At 56.6% G+C, this 16,036-nt stretch carries 18 protein-coding genes and 1 tRNA gene; 7 read left to right on the top strand and 12 right to left on the bottom strand.

From position 1 onward, the window contains the following. Nucleotides 1–34: 34 nt before the first annotated feature. The 5 genes from M3A44_01920 to M3A44_01900 all read left to right on the top strand — a co-directional run bounded on the left by M3A44_01920 (nucleotide 35) and on the right by M3A44_01900 (nucleotide 2,163). Complete coding sequence (locus M3A44_01920) at nucleotides 35–736, top strand: succinate dehydrogenase iron-sulfur subunit (GenBank protein MEQ6340421.1); 702 nt, start codon at nucleotides 35–37, stop codon at nucleotides 734–736. Further along, the gene (locus tag M3A44_01915) at nucleotides 737–985 is read left to right on the top strand and encodes a succinate dehydrogenase assembly factor 2 (protein ID MEQ6340420.1); all 249 of its coding nucleotides are present in this window, start codon (nucleotides 737–739) and stop codon (nucleotides 983–985) included. It abuts the gene before it with no gap. Next, nucleotides 948–1,430: a hypothetical protein gene (locus M3A44_01910; GenBank protein MEQ6340419.1), complete on the top strand. Its 483-nt coding sequence runs from the start codon at nucleotides 948–950 to the stop codon at nucleotides 1,428–1,430. Before M3A44_01915 ends, M3A44_01910 begins: the two co-directional genes overlap by 38 nt. Nucleotides 1,431–1,478: 48 nt before the next feature. After that, complete coding sequence (locus M3A44_01905) at nucleotides 1,479–1,721, top strand: hypothetical protein (GenBank protein ID MEQ6340418.1); 243 nt, start codon at nucleotides 1,479–1,481, stop codon at nucleotides 1,719–1,721. A gap of 211 nt (nucleotides 1,722–1,932) precedes the next feature. Further along, on the top strand, nucleotides 1,933–2,163 hold the full coding sequence (locus tag M3A44_01900; protein ID MEQ6340417.1) for a hypothetical protein: 231 nt from the start codon (nucleotides 1,933–1,935) through the stop codon (nucleotides 2,161–2,163). 77 nt (nucleotides 2,164–2,240) lie between these two features. On the opposite strand, the gene M3A44_01895 is transcribed toward M3A44_01900, so the two are convergent. Together M3A44_01895 and M3A44_01890 are read right to left on the bottom strand one after the other, a co-directional pair. After that, nucleotides 2,241–2,993, bottom strand: coding sequence for an MBL fold metallo-hydrolase (locus M3A44_01895; protein MEQ6340416.1), 753 nt, complete (start codon nucleotides 2,991–2,993; stop codon nucleotides 2,241–2,243). Between the two features lie 12 nt (nucleotides 2,994–3,005). Next, complete coding sequence (locus M3A44_01890; protein ID MEQ6340415.1) at nucleotides 3,006–4,232, bottom strand: insulinase family protein; 1,227 nt, start codon at nucleotides 4,230–4,232, stop codon at nucleotides 3,006–3,008. Between the two features lie 164 nt (nucleotides 4,233–4,396). Here M3A44_01890 and M3A44_01885 point away from each other — a divergent pair, with 164 nt between their 5' ends. Then, on the top strand, nucleotides 4,397–4,864 hold the full coding sequence (locus M3A44_01885; GenBank protein MEQ6340414.1) for a hypothetical protein: 468 nt from the start codon (nucleotides 4,397–4,399) through the stop codon (nucleotides 4,862–4,864). Between the two features lie 40 nt (nucleotides 4,865–4,904). On the opposite strand, the gene M3A44_01880 is transcribed toward M3A44_01885, so the two are convergent. After that, nucleotides 4,905–6,428, bottom strand: a complete 1,524-nt coding sequence (locus M3A44_01880) for a YifB family Mg chelatase-like AAA ATPase (GenBank protein MEQ6340413.1) — start codon at nucleotides 6,426–6,428, stop codon at nucleotides 4,905–4,907. A 38-nt stretch (nucleotides 6,429–6,466) separates the two neighbouring features. Continuing rightward, nucleotides 6,467–6,724 (bottom strand): accessory factor UbiK family protein, encoded by a 258-nt coding sequence (locus tag M3A44_01875; protein MEQ6340412.1) that lies wholly within the window; start codon nucleotides 6,722–6,724, stop codon nucleotides 6,467–6,469. Nucleotides 6,725–6,851: 127 nt separating this feature from the next. Here M3A44_01875 and M3A44_01870 point away from each other — a divergent pair. Continuing rightward, nucleotides 6,852–6,926: transfer RNA gene (locus M3A44_01870), tRNA-Val, on the top strand. A gap of 109 nt (nucleotides 6,927–7,035) precedes the next feature. Here M3A44_01870 and M3A44_01865 read toward each other — a convergent pair. From M3A44_01865 to M3A44_01830, 8 genes are all read right to left on the bottom strand, one after another. Beyond that, nucleotides 7,036–10,302 (bottom strand): type I restriction endonuclease subunit R, encoded by a 3,267-nt coding sequence (locus M3A44_01865; GenBank protein ID MEQ6340411.1) that lies wholly within the window; start codon nucleotides 10,300–10,302, stop codon nucleotides 7,036–7,038. Beyond that, nucleotides 10,299–11,546, bottom strand: a complete 1,248-nt coding sequence (locus tag M3A44_01860) for an ATP-binding protein (GenBank protein MEQ6340410.1) — start codon at nucleotides 11,544–11,546, stop codon at nucleotides 10,299–10,301. The genes M3A44_01865 and M3A44_01860 overlap by 4 nt, the downstream gene beginning before the upstream one ends. A 222-nt stretch (nucleotides 11,547–11,768) precedes the next feature. Next, nucleotides 11,769–11,966: a type II toxin-antitoxin system VapB family antitoxin gene (locus M3A44_01855; GenBank protein ID MEQ6340409.1), complete on the bottom strand. Its 198-nt coding sequence runs from the start codon at nucleotides 11,964–11,966 to the stop codon at nucleotides 11,769–11,771. Nucleotides 11,967–12,016: 50 nt separating this feature from the next. After that, nucleotides 12,017–13,024: a virulence RhuM family protein gene (locus tag M3A44_01850; protein MEQ6340408.1), complete on the bottom strand. Its 1,008-nt coding sequence runs from the start codon at nucleotides 13,022–13,024 to the stop codon at nucleotides 12,017–12,019. A gap of 71 nt (nucleotides 13,025–13,095) precedes the next feature. Continuing rightward, entirely contained in the window at nucleotides 13,096–13,299 is a 204-nt protein-coding gene (locus tag M3A44_01845) for a hypothetical protein (protein ID MEQ6340407.1), read from the bottom strand. Further along, a complete protein-coding gene (locus M3A44_01840) occupies nucleotides 13,296–15,059 on the bottom strand; it encodes a DUF2326 domain-containing protein (protein MEQ6340406.1) in 1,764 nt (587 codons plus the stop codon). The genes M3A44_01845 and M3A44_01840 overlap by 4 nt, the downstream gene beginning before the upstream one ends. After that, on the bottom strand, nucleotides 15,056–15,283 hold the full coding sequence (locus M3A44_01835; protein ID MEQ6340405.1) for a hypothetical protein: 228 nt from the start codon (nucleotides 15,281–15,283) through the stop codon (nucleotides 15,056–15,058). The genes M3A44_01840 and M3A44_01835 overlap by 4 nt, the downstream gene beginning before the upstream one ends. Beyond that, nucleotides 15,280–16,035 carry an HNH endonuclease gene (locus M3A44_01830; protein MEQ6340404.1) on the bottom strand — a complete coding sequence of 252 codons (756 nt, stop codon included), beginning with the start codon at nucleotides 16,033–16,035 and terminating at the stop codon, nucleotides 15,280–15,282. Before M3A44_01830 ends, M3A44_01835 begins: the two co-directional genes overlap by 4 nt. Nucleotide 16,036 lies beyond the last annotated feature (1 nt).

Genomic DNA, 16,036 nt, shown 5'->3' with positions numbered 1-16,036 from the left:
AGCGCGCCTTCAGTGAATTTTTAGGGGTACCCATATGCGCTTCTCCATTTACCGCTACAACCCTGAAACGGATGCCGCGCCCCGCATGCAGGACATTGATCTGCCGGACGCGGATGTCGCCCCTGGCATGATGCTGCTCGACGCGCTGCGCCTGATCAAAGCCAACGACGAAAGCCTGTCCTTCCGCCACTCCTGCGGCGAAGGCGTGTGCGGTTCGGATGCCATGAACATCAATGGACGCAACGGGCTGGCTTGCATCACACCGCTTGCCAACCTCAAACAACCGATCGAGATTAGACCCGTGCCCGGCATGCCGGTGATCCGCGATCTGGTGGTTGATATGAGCCAGTTTTACCACCAGTACCGTGCCATCCAGCCCTATCTCATCGTTCATGATCCCGAGCCTGAAGTTGAGTATCTTCAGACGCCCGAACAGCGCGACGAACTCGACGGTTTGTATGAATGTATCCTGTGTGGCTGCTGCTCCACCGCCTGCCCCTCGTTCTGGTGGAACCCTGACAAATTCCGTGGTCCGGCAGCGCTATTGCAAGCCTATCGCTTTCTCGCCGATAGCCGCGACCAGGCTACGGCAGAGCGTCTGGAAGCGCTGGAAGGTCCGTACCGGCTGTTCCGTTGCCACACCGTCATGAACTGTGTCGATGTCTGCCCCAAGGGATTGAATCCCACCAAGGCAATCGGGAAAATCAAGAAACTAATGTTGAAGCATTTGATCTAAATGGAGAATGCAGAACGTGCGCGATTGTACTGGCAATGCCGCCGTGGCATGCTGGAGCTGGATCTCCTGCTGCAGGCGTTTCTTGATGGGCAGTTTGACGCCCTGACCACGCCGGAACAGCAGGCATTTGCTGATCTGCTCGGCTATCCTGACACCGTTTTACTTGAATATATGCTGGGACGCATGATCCCAACTGATAAGGCCATTGCTGATGTCGTCGCTAAAATCCGCCGCCCCGTTACAAATTGATCTGCGTTATTCTCCCCAGCTTGCAGGGCTGATGCTGCTTGCCCACGGCGGCGCGTTGGCCTTGATCCCGCCGCTTGCCCTGCCTGTATGGGAAATGCTGCTGCTGGCAGGCGTGATTCTTGCCAGTTTGACGTACACTCTCAACACCCACGCCTTGTTGCGCGACAAGCGCGCCATTCTCCGTTTGGTATGGGACTGCGATGATGGCTGGAAGCTCCATACCGCTGGCGGCAAAGAGATTGTTGCGCGTCTGCTGCCCGGCAGTTATGTACACCCATTGCTGGTAGTGCTCAACTTTGAGCTGGATCGTGCCGATATACAAGAACGCCTGCCGCTACGGGCTCGCCGCCGTTCCGTGGTGCTCGCGCCGGACAGCAGCGACGCAATGACGCTCAGGCGTTTGCGGGCGCGCCTGCACATCTTTTCACCAAAAAATAAAAAGTGAAAAGATCTGGTTCGTTGTCAAATTCAACTTTTTAAGGAGATCTGCTTGATGAATAAGATTCTGATTGGCGCTGCCGCGATGGCGATGGTTGCTTCGTTTGGTGTTTTCGCCGTGGCGAATGCCGGCGATAAGGAGGCTGAAGCGGCAGGAATAGTGGCCGTTGAGCGCGACGGACACGACACCAAAGGTCACAATAAACATGCGGACATGAGCAAAATGGATAAACATGCCGCCAAAGCAGAAGGCAATAAAGAACGGAAAAAAGAGGACGACAGAAATATTCCTAAATAACCAGGGCGAGCGAGTTTGTTGAAGTGCTGCTTATGGGGGGTAATGAGTCAGTGTGTCAGTTTTTTGTCGTGGCTCGCGGTCAGATATCAATAACAGCGCATTGCTAAACCCTATAATTATTTGTGGTATCATCAAAACCGATGGTGAACAGGATGTTTATTGCCTAAGCCACCAGATGTCAGGTACGTCATTATCTAGCGAGGATTGCGAAATGAATAAAGCTTTAATTGGTGCTGCTGCGATTGCTATTACCACCTTGTTCGGTTTCTCGACCGTGGCTAACGCCGATGAGAAGGCAGCTGGGGCAGCGGCACCGGCACCGGCCGCTGAGCACAAGGAAATGAAGAAGCACACGGAAATGAAGAAGCATCATAAGGCAGAAACAAAGGCCGAAGAGAAGAAAGAAACCAAGGCTGAAGAGAAGAAAGAAGAGAAGAAGTAATTCTGAAAAAACGCCGAAATAATTAATACGTTTCTTCATATTCTGAAAGCGCCCCGTATTGTGTGCAGGGCGTTTTTTTAACCCTGATAATCAACCTCGCACGGCCCCCTGAATTCCTCAGGTACATCGGGCGGGCATTCGCCGCACAACAGATTCCCAGGCACTGCGAAGTCCATTTTTCTTGGGTAGGGTAGTTTCAGCGCGTTCATGATCTCTATGAATTCATCCAGGGTCTTGCCGCCGCCAAGCCGTGGGTTCCGTGTCTTTTCCTGGCCTATGGTGGAGATCTGATGGCCGACGTAGTCGTGCCCCGGATACACCAGGGTTTCATCGGGCAGGGTAAATAATTTTCTTTGTATGGATTCATAAAGCGTAACGGGGTTGCCACCCTGAAAATCCGTGCGCCCACAGCCATCAATCAATAAGGCATCGCCGCTGAACAGCATTTGATGCACGCTATTGTCGAGCAGATAGGCGTGATGTGTGGCGGTATGTCCGGGAGTGAGCAACGGGTGTATCTCCATCGTGCCCACGCGGAATGTTTCGCCTTCCTGCAATCCAATATCGCGGCAGGGAATGTCATCCATTGCGGGCCCGGCAATTTTGCTGCCCAGCTGGTATTTCAGTTTGCGTGCGCCGGTAAGATGGTCGGCATGGATATGTGTTTCTATGGAATAGGCGAGCTTCAACCCAAGTTCCTGCAAGACCTGCTGATCGCGCTCCACGGTCTCTAAAACCGGGTCGATAAGCACCGCCAGCCCTGAGTCACGGCAGCCCAGCAGATAGGTGTAGCTTGATGAGTTAGGCTCGAAAAGTTGCTTGAAGATCATGATGCCCCCTATTCATGGTGACCATTCCAAATTTAATGTGCTAGACCAAGCCCGATGTAAATTATCCATCACCGCTTCCGGCGTGATCTCCGCCAATTGTGCCAGACGTTCTTCCATTGTCGGGTGCCGTTTCAGATAGATCGCCTCGCGCGCCAGACGTTCCATATTTTCTTCGGGGTCATCCTCTGCGATGAGCATGGAGGCGCGCAGGTGGTTGCGCGAATTTTCCACCTCGTCCGTATCCGGCCCGTTACGCATAAGCCGCAAGAGAGTGTCTTCCACTGCCTGGTGGCATTCCTGGGCGCGATCGGGTTCGCAGGCGGTCTGGATCAGCCATAGGCCACAATCGGAATATAGCTCAAGGCGCGATTGAATAGCGTAGGCCAGGCCGCGTTGTTCACGGATCTCCTGGAAGAGCCGTGAAGACACCCCTCCGCCCAGCAAATGATTGGCAAGCACCAATGTTGGGTAACGCTCATCACTCACCGACGGCGCCACCATGCCCCACAATAAATGGCTCTGCGTCAGATCTTGCTGCGCACTATGGTGTCCACCGGTAAAAACCGGTGGTGGTTGGGCTGGCGGTGCGCCCCGCGGCAACGCCGCCAACCGTGCGCATGCCTCCACCAGCGCCACGTGATCCACCGCGCCAGCCGCTATTATCCATAAGCGGTTACCCGTTAGCAGGCTACGCAAGTAGTCATGCATCCCTTCGGCTGTGGCGTTCTCGACGACCGCCTGGCGGCCCAGAATCGGCCAGCCGAGTGGATGGTGGGGCCACGCCAGTTCGATGGCGGACTCTTCCACAGCCTCTTCCGGCGTATCCTCGATCATCGCCATTTCCTGTAGCACCACTTCACGCTCTACGGCCAGATCGCGCTCATTAAAGCGGGGGGTGAGCAGCATGGTGATAAACATGTCGAGCAATTCCAGCAGATTCTGCTCCGGCACAAGCCCATGCAGGGCCGTCAGCTCACGCCCGGTATGCGCGTTGATCTGTCCACCCATCGCCTCGAAGCGGCGCGCCATGGTCAGCGCATCCATTCCCTCGCAGCCTTTGAACAGCAGGTGTTCCAGCAGATGGGCGTAACCAGCCTGTTCCTCTGTCTGATGACGTCCGCCATTGAGTATCCATGCTCCAAGCGCTGCGCTATGTGTGTTGGGCATGGCGCGGCTGACAATGGTCACGTTGTTGGCGAGATGCGTGGTTGTGATGGTGTTACAGGTGTTGTTATGCAATGATGGATGTCTCTCTGAACAGTGTATGGGTTCTATCATATCCGAGCAGGTGGGTGCGCGCACGCAGGTATTCTTGTGCCACAAATTTTAATACAATATGTAATGTCGTCGGCTCGCAAGAGAGCACGCATCTTTTATAACGGTTTGGATTAGGGTACATCATCATGAATAATTCCAGGACATCCAAGACCATTTTTCTGTCTGGCATGTTTTTCCTTTTGTCGTTCATGTTGGCCGGCTGCAGTGATCCGCCGCGCAGCCCAGAGATGCGTGATATTGACAAGCAATTTTACGAGCTGATCAAACAGAAGAATTTTGAGCAGGCGACGGCGATGTTTGCGCCGGAGGAATCCCCTGATGAATGGATGGCCTATCTGACACACAACAATGAAGAGTTGGGTGACTTGCAAAGCTATGAGCTGAAAGATACGGTGACCAACACTATTTTGACGGGCACGGTGTATATTTCCCGCTATAAAACCAAATACTCCAAAGGCGAGGCCAACGAGGTTTTGACGGTGCGGGATGACACGATGAAGGGTGTCAGCATTGCGATGTACAAGATTAACCCCCGCCAGAAGAAGCCTCAGGCAAATGCCCCAGCAGCACCGGCGGCTAATCCGGCGCCCTGAATCCCCCCGCCCCCTTTTCCAAAGGGGGATTGAGGGGGATTTATTGCCCGCGGCGGTCTAGCCGCCGGTAGGATATGGCCTCGCTAAGGTGGGCAGTGTTGATCGTCTCGCTGCCCGCCAGATCGGAGATGGTGCGCGCCACCTTCAGAATACGGTGATAGGCACGTGCCGACAGCCCCAAGCGTTCGATGGCCTGTTCCAGCAATTTTGCATCACTGTCATTCAGGCGGCAGACGCGTTCGATCTGACGGTTGCTCAGTGCGCAGTTCGGCTTGTTGGTGCGCTGCATCTGATGCGCGCGTGCGGTCGCGACGCGTGCGCGTACCTGGGCGCTGGTTTCGCCGCTGTTCTCAGCCCCGGCGCGCAGAAGTTCGCGTGGCAAACGGGGCACTTCGATGTGCATGTCGATGCGGTCCAGCAGCGGGCCGGACACGCGTGCCCGGTAGCGCTGCACCTGTTCCACAGTGCAGCGGCAGCGGCCGTTGGCATCACCATGATAGCCGCACGGACAGGGATTCATCGCCGCGACAAACTGGAAGCGCGCCGGGAAGGTCGCCTGCCGTGCGGCGCGTGAAATTGTGATATGGCCGGATTCCAGCGGTTCACGCAACACCTCCAGCACTTTTCGATCAAATTCCGGCAATTCATCGAGAAACAGCACGCCGTTGTGTGCCAGCGAGATCTCGCCTGGGCGGGGGTGAGAGCCACCCCCCACCAGAGCCACTCCGGACGCCGTATGATGGGGCGCACGAAATGGGCGCTTATTGAAGCGGGTCGGTGCGAAGCCAGCATCGCTGATGGACGTGATGGCGGCGGTTTCCAGTGCCTCATCCTCCGTCATCAATGGCAGGATGCCTGGCAGACGGCTGGCCAGCATGGTTTTGCCGGTGCCGGGCGGGCCGATCAGCAGCAGGCTGTGACCGCCTGCTGCAGCGATTTCAAGGGCACGCTTGGCGTGATGCTGGCCGCGTACCTCAGCCAGATCGTTCGGCTCATGCTCCTCAGGATGTCCGGCTGGACTGCTCGGCGTTGCAACATGGGGCGGCAACAACCGGCTCCCATGGAGATGGGCGCATACCTCCAGCAAGTGGCGGGCGCCCAGCACCGTCGCGTCGCCGACCAGCGCGGCCTCGGCGGCGTTTTCCAGGGGGATTACCAAAGTATGCTCGGCATTGCGTGCCTGGACGGCGACAGGGAGCACGCCACGCAGCGGGCGTAGCTCGCCGCTCAGCGCCAGCTCTCCGGCAAACTCGTATTCAGCCAGCCCTTGAGCGGGTATTTGCCCGGACGCGGCCAGAATCCCCAAGGCGATCGGCAGGTCAAAGCGTCCACCCTCTTTGGGCAGATCAGCGGGGGCAAGATTGACGGTAATTCGCCGCGCGGGGAAATCAAAGTTCGCATTCAGCAAAGCACCGCGCACACGGTCTTTACTCTCCTTGACCGCCATCTCAGGCAGCCCAACGATGGACAGGCTGGGCAGACCATTGGAAAGATGCACCTCCACCGTTACCAGTGGGGCGTCGATGCCGGCCTGCGCCCGGCTGAAGACTATGGCGAGCGACATGGTTGATCAGATCCCGCACACGCAGCCGTTTACCGCGCTCACTCTGCCTGATTCTTGATCAACTTTTCCATGTCGGCGACCTGTTGCTCCAGCGCATCAAGCTTGGTGCGCGTGCGGTTAAGCACCGCTGTTTGCACATCGAACTCCTCACGCGTCACCAGATCCAACTTGGCAAACGCCCCCTGGAGTACCGCTCGGAAGTTTTTTTCCAGATCACGCTGCAGGTCGCGGATACCGGAAGGGACGGCATCGGCGAGGCGTTTTGCCAGATCATCAAGAATTTTGGGGTCGATCATGTGAATACCTCCGGGTAATAGCGCCATATTAGCAAAAGTTGCGCCGTCTTTGCGCATACCTATCCCTAAAGCGCAGGAAATATTTGACGGTTCCTGTCTATAGCCGTAAAATTCGCCCCTCACATTGGGGCGATTAGCTCAGCGGTAGAGCACTGCCTTCACACGGCAGGGGCCACTGGTTCGATCCCAGTATCGCCCACCAATTAAATCATTCAGCTATTTTCCTCCGAAATAGCGAAAAACCGTCTTTGCACCCCCCGCTTTTTCCCCCAAGGGCAGGTATTACGCCCTTCATGGGCGCTTCGCGCTTGCTACGACCCCCTAAGTCCGACATGTTGCTGGCTCGGCAGATTCGCATAGTAGGGCGATGGCACTCTCGGATAGACGCGATAAACATGCTTGAAAACCTCCTCGGCCCTGGTGCCCACATCGGCATCGGTGTAACTATCTACAGGCAAACCCGTGTCATCGCTCCACAAGAAGTCCCGAATGGCAATGCGGACGGCGTCGCGCGTGGATTCCTTCTCGCGCCAGTGGTCCACCTGGAGTTTTTCGGCCTTCAACCTTTCAAGCAATTGCACCGCGACCGTCTTGATGCGTTTGATCTCGGCTGCGTCGAGATCCGGTTTTCTCATCAGGTCGAAAATCGCCAGCGATTCTTCATCCAGTCCCTCGCGCACTGCGCGGTGCTCTTCATCATCGAGTTCCTGAACCAGCTTGAATAAGGACTCGAAGGTCTTCTCAATGGTCACTCTGTCCTTCTCGCGGTTGTACTCGGAAACGATCTGTTCGTAGTGTTGCTGGAAGTCGGTGCGTAGCGGATTTTGCAGCAAGAGGCGTTGCAATCGTTGCTCCACGGCCTGCCGCAGGTTCTGGACGGTGGTGTTTTTTCGCGGGCTGCGCTCAAACTCTTTGCGTAGGCGGTCAAAATCGATCTTGCTGATGTCATATGTCGAAGATGGATAATCTTGGCTACCGCTGCGCACGTCAATTGCCTCGTTCACCACCAAGTGCAGTTGCCGGATGATGTCGGTGATATCGGCCTGCTCGCGGTCCTGCTGCAAGCTCTTGTAGATGATATTGATCGCATCCCGATCAGAGCGGTAGGCGTTGATGCCCTCAACGTTGATGCACGCCTTAAACTTCTTGAACACCTCGCGGCACATCACCTCGAAACGCTTGCGGCTCTCGTCGTTTTCGTTGGCTGCTTCCTTACATGCGGCAATGGCCGCATTGCGTTCGAAGCCAGACTTCTGAATGACGTCGTCAAGTGTAGCATCCCGTTCGTCGAGGAATGCGCGCACGAAGGCAATCGCTTCCGCCAGGTCTGCCAACAATTCCTCGTCCGGCCGCGCGGGATCGATCTCACCACCTTCGCCTTCCGGCTGCGTACCGGCAAAGGTTGCTAGCGCCTTGCGCAGGTGTTTGAGGATGCCACAATAATCCACGATCAGGCCGTTGTTCTTACCTTCATTCACGCGGTTAGCGCGGGCGATGGCCTGCATCAGGGTATGGGCCTTGAGTGGTTTGTCGAGGTAGAGTGTGGAGAGGCTCGGCACATCGAAACCGGTCAGCCACATCGCGCATACGATGGCGACGCGCAACGGATGCTCCTCTGCCTTGAAGGCATCATCCAGCGCCATCGCCTGCAGGTTGCGGTACTCGGGCTTGCCTTGCATCGACTCGGGCAGGTCGATGCCTTCTTTCATCAACCTGCGGTGCGGGGTGATGTCCAGCTCCCACTTGCGGAACTTGTCCACCTCGCCCTGCTCTTCGCTTACCACCACCGCCATGCGTGTCTCGCGCATCCAGTCGATCTGGCGTTGGCGGAACAGCTCCTCCTGTTCGTCGGTGATCGATGCCAGTTCCTTCTCCAGCTTGCGGGTGCATTCATCCCAATAAAACCCGATCAACTTATGCATGCGTACACAGGTCACCTTGTCGATGCACACCAGCATTGCCTTGCCGGTCTCCCATGCGGTGGAGTAGTGACGCACGAAGTCGCGCGCCACCTGATCGAGCCGCTTGTCGGCGGTAATGATGTGGTAGTCGCGCTTGAGTTCCCGCTCCAACCGCTGTTCGACATCGATATTGTCGGTCTCCAGCTCTTCCAGTTTTTCGGCAATGCGTTCGTTGAGGTCGCCAATGGCCACTCCCAGTTTCTCGCCACGGGCGTCGTAATAGAGCGGCACCGTGGCCTTGTCTTCCACCGCCCGCTGAAAATCGTAGGTGGAGACATACTCACCGAACACCCGTCGCGTGATTTCATCGTCTTTGAACAGCGGCGTGCCGGTAAAGCCGATGTAGCTGGCATTGGGCAGGGCGTTGCGCAGGTTGAGCGCCAGCGTGCCGTACTGGGTGCGGTGCGCCTCGTCGGTGATGACGATGATATCGTCACGCTCGCTATAGGGCTGTTCCGGCTCCACCTTTTGATTGAATTTCTGGATCAGCGAGAACACATAGGCCTTGTGCTGGGTCAGCAGCTCATTCAGGTGATGGCCGCTGGCGGCCCGGCTCGGCTCCTGGTCACTCACCACGCCGCAATTGGCAAAGGTCTTGTAGATCTGAGTGTCGAGGTCCTCGCGGTCGGTCAGCACCAGGAAGGTAAAGTTGCCACCGAGCTTGCGGTGTACCTTGCGGGTGAACATCACCATCGAGTAGCTCTTGCCCGAGCCCTGGGTGTGCCAGAATACCCCCAATTTGCCTTGTCGCGCCTTGCGGTCTCGCACTGATGCGATGGCGCGGTTGACGCCAAGAAACTGGTGGTTACGGGCGATGATCTTCCTCGGCTCGCCGGCAGACTCATCAAACAGAATGAAGTTCTCCACCAGGTCGAGAAAATTACGCTTCTCACACACGCCCTTGAGCAGCGTCTCCATGTCCACAACTCCCGGCGCCTCTTCGGCCAGACGTTTCCACTCGTTAAAATGTCCCCAGCGGCTGGTAATAGAACCGATCTTCGCCTGCTCACCGTTGCCGAACATCACGATGGCGTTGTGGTGAAACAGATGTGGAATGGTGTCGCGATAGTCGGAGAAGTTCTGCTCGAAGGCAGTCTTGAGATTCTTGTGCAGGTTCTTGCATTCGATGAACAGCAGCGGCAGGCCGTTGACGAAACCAATGATATCCGCCCGCCGCCGGTAGAGGTCACCGCGCACCCACAGTTCGCGCACGCAGAGAAAATCGTTATTGTCCGGCTCATCGAAATCAAACATCCGCAGCCGTTGCCGTACCCGCTCGCCGTTGTCGTTGCGAAAGGTAACCTGCACCCCATCGCGCATCTGGGCGTATTTTTCGCGGTTGGTGGCGGCCAGGGTCTGCGAGGCGACAATGGCGGTGATCTGCCGCACGGCATCATCATAGGCCGCATCCGGCAGGCCCGGATTCAGCGCCACCAGTTTCTCGCGTAGTGTACGAGTCAGCACCACCTCACGATCAGAAGCGCGGCCCAACAGGCTACCCGGACCGAAGTCCTCGTTGTTGTAAGCGTACACCGACTTCCAGCCAAGCTGCTGCTCAAAATAGTCGGCGGTGGTCTGCTGGACGAGGGTGTCTTCGGTGTAGTGGCTTGGGCTCATGGCATTTCCCACAACATCGAAATTGGCACCGCAAACAGGCCGTCGCCGAAGGAGGCGACCGCACTGCCATCGTAAAGCACCACGCCCGCCGCAAAGCGATCACCGACCGCATCCTTGAGCTTGCGCAAACCCTTGAAGTCGGCAGTGGTGACCGTAGCGGCGGCCTTGACCTCGACACCGGACAGTTGTCCGCCGGACTCCAGCACCACATCCACTTCGGCAGCTTCCTTGTCGCGGTAATGATGGAACGTCACCGGCTCTTCCTGCCAGCTTGCCTGGCGGCGCAGCTCCTGATAAACGAAGGTTTCCAGCAGTTGCCCATACAGGGCGCGATCCGCCCACAGGGTAGCCGCGTCCACGCCGAGCAGGGCGCAGGCCAGCCCGGTGTCGCCCAAGTGCAGCTTGGGTGTCTTGATCAGGCGGCTCAGGCGGTTGCTGTGCCAGGGCGGCAGTTCTTCCAGCAGGAACAACCGCGCCAGCAGGGTCATATAGTCTCGAATGGTTGGTCGGCTCAACTGGAACGGCGCGGTCAGATCGGCCACATTCAATAAGCGTGAGGACTGCCCGGCGGCCAGTGCCAGCAAACGGGGCAAGGCGTCCAGGGCACGGATGCGGGCGAGGTCACGTACATCGCGCTGCACCAGGGTGTCGGTGTAGTCGCGATACCAGGCAGCGCGGCGGCGGGCGGTGGAGCGCGCCAACGCGGCCGGATAACCACCGGCGGCCACGCGCTCGGCCAGTGCCTTTCCCAGCCGATGGCCGGAAGCACCCGCCTTGAAACCCTTGCCGAATAACGCGGGCAGAAAACCGGGTTCTGCCCCGGCCAGTTCGGCCTGGGCTAGCGGATGCAGGCGCAGGATTTCCATCCGCCCCGCCAGCGAATCCGCCAGCTTGGGAACCAGCAGCACATTGGCCGAGCCAGTCAGAATGAAGCGCCCCGGCCGCCGATTAGCATCCACAGTCGCCTTCAGCGAAGTGAACAGGCCCGGCACCCGCTGCACTTCGTCCAGCACCACCTTATCGGGCAGATCGGCGACAAAGCCGACCGGGTCAGCCTGCGCCGAGGCGCGCTGCACATCATCATCAAAACTGAGATAGGCATAACCCTCGGCATCGCCCACCTGCCGGGCCAAGGTGGTTTTGCCGCATTGGCGCGGCCCATGAATCAGCACCACTGGCGTATCGGCCAGCGCCTCGGTCAGGCGAGGCAACAGAAATCGGGCATGGAGAGGAGCGTCTGTCATAGAGGCCAAGTGTAACCCTGGGGCCGACTAAATGAAAGTTTGGCGGCCGTCCAAATGAAATGTTTTGTGCTGGCCAGATGAAAGGCAGGCCTGGCCGGTCAAGGTCTTGCCCGGCAGGTTCACCGTCTGGTCATGGCCGGCCAATCCTTGCACTGCTGCTCCAGGTAGTCGGCGGTGATCCGCCGGACAAGGGTATCTTCGGTGTAGTTCAATGTCAGACGATCAATCTTTCACAGACTGCCGACGGGACACAGACTCCAACTGCGGCTCACTGCCCCTCAGTCGCGCCAGGCGGCGGGCACTCTCGCGTTCGATCAAGGCGCGCAGCCCCTCCCGCACCAGGGCCGCCTTCTCGGTCATGCCGGTAATGCGCCGGGCTTCATCCAGTAATTGGTCATCAATATTCAGGGTCGTGCGCATAGCAACACCTTATTTAGTGATACATATCATTTGATGTTAATTATTGTGCCTCATGGTGCGGCCTGGGGTGCGTTCTCGTTTTTATTTATCCCAGCCCCCACGGCCAGCAGGTTCATCGCCAGCCGCACCATCAGATCCTTGGCCTTCGGGTCACTCTCGGCAATCAACAGCGTCAGTGCCGTCAGGCCGTTTTCATCCAGCGTCAGCCGCATCCCCTCCTGGCGCAGATAGAGCAAAAATAGAAAGGCCCCGGAACGCTTGTTGCCGTCCGAGAACGGGTGATTTTTGATCACAAAGTAAAGCAGATGCGCGGCGCGTTCCTCACGGGTCTTATAAAGCGGGTCACCAAACATGGTCTGCTCGATATTGCCCAGGATGGCCGCCAGCCCATCACCCCGGTCGCGGGCAAACAACTCGCTGGCCTCGCCGCGCTGGCGTAACTCTCCTGTTAAGGCATCGAGCGCCCGGCGCGCCTCTTCAAGCCCCAACACCCCGCGAGCGGGTTGGGCATCGGCAGGCACACTAAGCTTGTTCTCATCGTAGTCCAGCAGCAATCGCCAGGTCTTGGCATAGCCGAGAATCAGGCCGACCACCTCCCGTCCGATATCAGTCACCAGCGCCTGCCGGGTCAGCGTCTTGCCCAGCAGGTCCACCGTCTGCTCCAGTTCCGCCAGACCTTGCTGGGCTAGGCGGTGTTCGTTGAGGCTGTAGCCCTGGGTCAGATGCTCGCGCAGCACGCGGGTGGCCCACTGGCGGAAACGGGTGGCTTGGCTGGAATTGACCCGGTAGCCGACTGATATAATAGCGTCGAGGTTATAGTGCTTGAGCTGGCGCTTGACCTGTCTGGCACCTTCCTGACGAACTACCGAGAAATCCTCGGTAGTTGCCTGCTCGCCTAACTCATTGTCTTGATATATGTTCTTCAGATGTAGGCTGATGTTGTCAGTAGAAGTGCCAAACAACTCCCCCATCTGGCTCTGGGTAACCCACAGGGTTTCCCCCTCCAGCCGCACCTCGACCTGCTGCGCATCCGCCTCGAAGATGACGATGTCACTCATATAGCCTCCTTGTTGTGTCGCGTCCCAGCAGATTTCCCGGCGCGAAACCCTCGTTTAACCCAGATTGTCCATTAGGTGAAATAGAGCGCACAACGCCGTTCGTGGTGAGCTTGTCGAACCATGAACGACCCTTCGACAGGCTTAGGGCGAACGGTTTTGGGGCTAATGGACAATCTGGGTTTAATATAGGCAGCCAGCAACTTCCAGCAGAGCTGCTGTTCCAGGTAGTCGGAGCTGGTCTGCTGGACGAGGGTGTCTTCTGTGTATGCGTTCATTTCCCTCGCCTTTCGAACCTGACACCAAGAAGACTCCCCGATTGAGCTTTATCCGTGAGCGTCAAACGGACATGCTGGTCAAAATCGAAGCCCTCAGAGAAGTCATCGCGGGGAACCATGTCCGAATTCAGGGTACATATGTATTGAATACCGGCCTCATCGGTCACGTTAGCTGCCCGTTCAAGTGCAAGTGCCCTTTGACGGGAATCAACACCATCGTAAAGAATGCTGTCGTGCACCAGGAAATCGACACGGCCAGGGGTTTTTTGGGCGAGCTGGAGCAGCATAAGGTCGAAACAAAAGACCTTCATCTTCCCAATACCTCCGCTACCGCTGCGTTCGATCTCGACCTGGTATTTGTATCCTGTATCCCCGATGTCAATCACGAGCTTGCCAGGGGTTTTGTAGAGAGATTGCGAGTGATCGTTAAATAACCGGACAGCCTCGCTCCATGACTCGCGTCTTTGGTCGTAATCCTGCTCGGCAACTTTGGTGAGTTCCGCCTTAACTACTTTTATCTCACGTTTGCGGGCGTTGAGTTCCTTAACCTCTCGGATTCTGGATTGCACCCTGTCAAGACGGCCCTTTATCTCAACATTCCGCTCTTGTAGCTTGGTCATCTCCTGAAGCGCCCCGTGAGTGCGCAAGACTTCCAACGAGGCAGCGCGAGACTCGGTAAGCTGTTTGATTTTCGCGTTGCGCTCCTGGATTGCCCTTTCGATTCTGGCGATTTCAGTTTCCAGAAAAGCACGACGGTTAACGACAATGCGTTCATGAAACTCTTTAGCCTCTGTGAGGGTGCGGCGAACGGCCGCAGGGAACACGAGGCCAGATTCTTCATAAAGTTTCTCAAGGGCCAACGGATTTGGCGGCTTCTCGTCCGATATTGACTCTTTGTACCGCGCCAGCCGCCTTCTATCTGCGACGTTCTGGTTGGTCAGTTCATGCAGTTCGCCGGTGATTCGATCTGCTTCCGTCTGGATCGACTCGTACTGTGGGTGAACCTTAAATGAGGTCAGAGCGCTTTCGGCCCCTTTCACCTCTTGTTCCAACTGAATCCGCTGCGCCTCCAGTTCGCCAACGGTACCCATCATCCCGTCCATGGCTCTGGTCTTGATGGCTTGATCAATCGCCTTGATGCCATTCTCCTGATCCTTCAGGCTCTGCCATTGAGCTACATACTCCCAATTTAAACCCAGCAGATAGGCGGTGTTCAGTTGGATGTCCCATGTCTGCTGCTGTCTGAAGTGCCGAAAGGGATCGTTATAGGCATCGGGGCCACGCCGGACATAGTAGGAGATCAGGCTGCGATAGGTGGGCGTGTATTTGAAGGCATCATTGGAGCGTGGCAGCCCGAATAGCGCCCACCCGAGAAGAGTTTTCCACCGTTCCCAGTTGAAAATGCGTTCGCCAGTTTCTTCATCCCTATCGGGCTGTTCGATCCAGCTGGCCGTCGGCCCCTCAATGCTAATGCGATTCGGGGTCGCGATGGCGCGAGTGGCCTTGATACGGTGACCGGCAAGCGTTATATCAATGGTGAAGGCCCAATCCGCGAGCGATTCTTGAATCAGCCCCTTGCCTTTTGTTGCTCTGGACCCCAAGCAAAAATCGATGATCTCAATCAGCGTCGATTTCCCGAGTCCATTTCGTGTGTCCTTTTTGGACGAAGCATCAGTGCGTTCTGCCAGGACAACATTAAGCCCCGTTGTAAATTCAACCGGGTGGAAGCTAGGCTGGTTGGCATAAATGCCATGAATCATCTGCTTTCCCTCTCGATCAGTCCATTCGACATTGATACGACGCCGGTTATGTGTAGCATATCCAGAGCCAAGACGAAGCGCTCAAAGGTACCGACGGAACGATGTGTCCGCACCTTTTCCCAAAGGCTGGTCACCGTTTGCGGGTTCCGCAACTCGTCGAGAAGAACCGCACCAACGCCGAGCAGTGCCTGCTCCTCCGAGATGTGCTTTGACGGCAGGATCATTTCTCGAAGACCTCGCATGTCTCGAACAAATGCGCAAGGAGAGCGAGCCCAGCAGCTCGCGTGCGGAAGTCAGTCGCACTCCCGCAGGAAAAATCAAGCAACTCTTCAAATATCGCGTCGCTATTCAGTTGAGAATCACCGACCAATTGGATGTATCTTTCTTTGAATCCCGCTATCAAACGATCGATAAATCCAGAGTCCAACTGTTCCACGCTCTCAAGGTATGACTTTACTTGACTTCCCTGCATCAATCCCATGGCGATCATGGCGCGGCTGGCATCTGACAATTGATTCTTGGCGATCTTTTCGTCTGGCGTAATGACCGTGAATCCAACGGTCCTATCTGTTTTCTGCTGAGCAATGCCACAAATGGCTACCTCTAGCTCTGCAAACGTAACTTCTGACATGGAGTCATTGAGGGTTTCTTGAACCCATCGTTCATGCTCGGTCTTCAGGTCTCGCAGAAACTGCGCATCGTATTTGCCCTCGTGGGCATCAACGGTGTCGTGGCAAGTCGGACAGAGGAGCAGCCAGTTTTCGTATGCGTCCAGTTTGTGCTTAGGGTATGCCGGGTCTGAGCGAGGCCCTCCCTGAGAATGTGCAACAATATGGGCGATCTTACCGATCTGTTTGGTTTTATCGGTGGAGGTGCCCTCAAGCACCAACTCATGGCGACACTTCCGAAACGCACATCGAGCGGCAGCTAGTCCGTATAGTATCTTGATATCGGACTGAGGATATTTCCTGCTCATA

The organism is Gammaproteobacteria bacterium (assembly GCA_040183005.1).
GTDB lineage: Bacteria > Pseudomonadota > Gammaproteobacteria.
This window is presented reverse-complemented; position numbering and strand designations above follow the sequence as displayed.

Excerpts from the sequence above, each read along its gene's own strand:
- M3A44_01920 (MEQ6340421.1), top strand. The coding sequence starts at position 35 with ATGCGCTTCTCCATTTACCGCTACAACCCTGAAACGGATGCCGCGCCC.
- M3A44_01915 (MEQ6340420.1), top strand. The coding sequence starts at position 737 with ATGGAGAATGCAGAACGTGCGCGATTGTACTGGCAATGCCGCCGTGGC.
- M3A44_01910 (MEQ6340419.1), top strand. The coding sequence starts at position 948 with ATGTCGTCGCTAAAATCCGCCGCCCCGTTACAAATTGATCTGCGTTAT.
- M3A44_01905 (MEQ6340418.1), top strand. The coding sequence starts at position 1,479 with ATGAATAAGATTCTGATTGGCGCTGCCGCGATGGCGATGGTTGCTTCG.
- M3A44_01900 (MEQ6340417.1), top strand. The coding sequence starts at position 1,933 with ATGAATAAAGCTTTAATTGGTGCTGCTGCGATTGCTATTACCACCTTG.
- M3A44_01895 (MEQ6340416.1), bottom strand. The coding sequence starts at position 2,993 with ATGATCTTCAAGCAACTTTTCGAGCCTAACTCATCAAGCTACACCTAT.
- M3A44_01885 (MEQ6340414.1), top strand. The coding sequence starts at position 4,397 with ATGAATAATTCCAGGACATCCAAGACCATTTTTCTGTCTGGCATGTTT.
- M3A44_01880 (MEQ6340413.1), bottom strand. The coding sequence starts at position 6,428 with ATGTCGCTCGCCATAGTCTTCAGCCGGGCGCAGGCCGGCATCGACGCC.
- M3A44_01875 (MEQ6340412.1), bottom strand. The coding sequence starts at position 6,724 with ATGATCGACCCCAAAATTCTTGATGATCTGGCAAAACGCCTCGCCGAT.
- M3A44_01865 (MEQ6340411.1), bottom strand. The coding sequence starts at position 10,302 with ATGAGCCCAAGCCACTACACCGAAGACACCCTCGTCCAGCAGACCACC.
- M3A44_01860 (MEQ6340410.1), bottom strand. The coding sequence starts at position 11,546 with ATGACAGACGCTCCTCTCCATGCCCGATTTCTGTTGCCTCGCCTGACC.
- M3A44_01855 (MEQ6340409.1), bottom strand. The coding sequence starts at position 11,966 with ATGCGCACGACCCTGAATATTGATGACCAATTACTGGATGAAGCCCGG.
- M3A44_01850 (MEQ6340408.1), bottom strand. The coding sequence starts at position 13,024 with ATGAGTGACATCGTCATCTTCGAGGCGGATGCGCAGCAGGTCGAGGTG.
- M3A44_01845 (MEQ6340407.1), bottom strand. The coding sequence starts at position 13,299 with ATGAACGCATACACAGAAGACACCCTCGTCCAGCAGACCAGCTCCGAC.
- M3A44_01840 (MEQ6340406.1), bottom strand. The coding sequence starts at position 15,059 with ATGATTCATGGCATTTATGCCAACCAGCCTAGCTTCCACCCGGTTGAA.
- M3A44_01835 (MEQ6340405.1), bottom strand. The coding sequence starts at position 15,283 with ATGATCCTGCCGTCAAAGCACATCTCGGAGGAGCAGGCACTGCTCGGC.
- M3A44_01830 (MEQ6340404.1), bottom strand. The coding sequence starts at position 16,035 with ATGAGCAGGAAATATCCTCAGTCCGATATCAAGATACTATACGGACTA.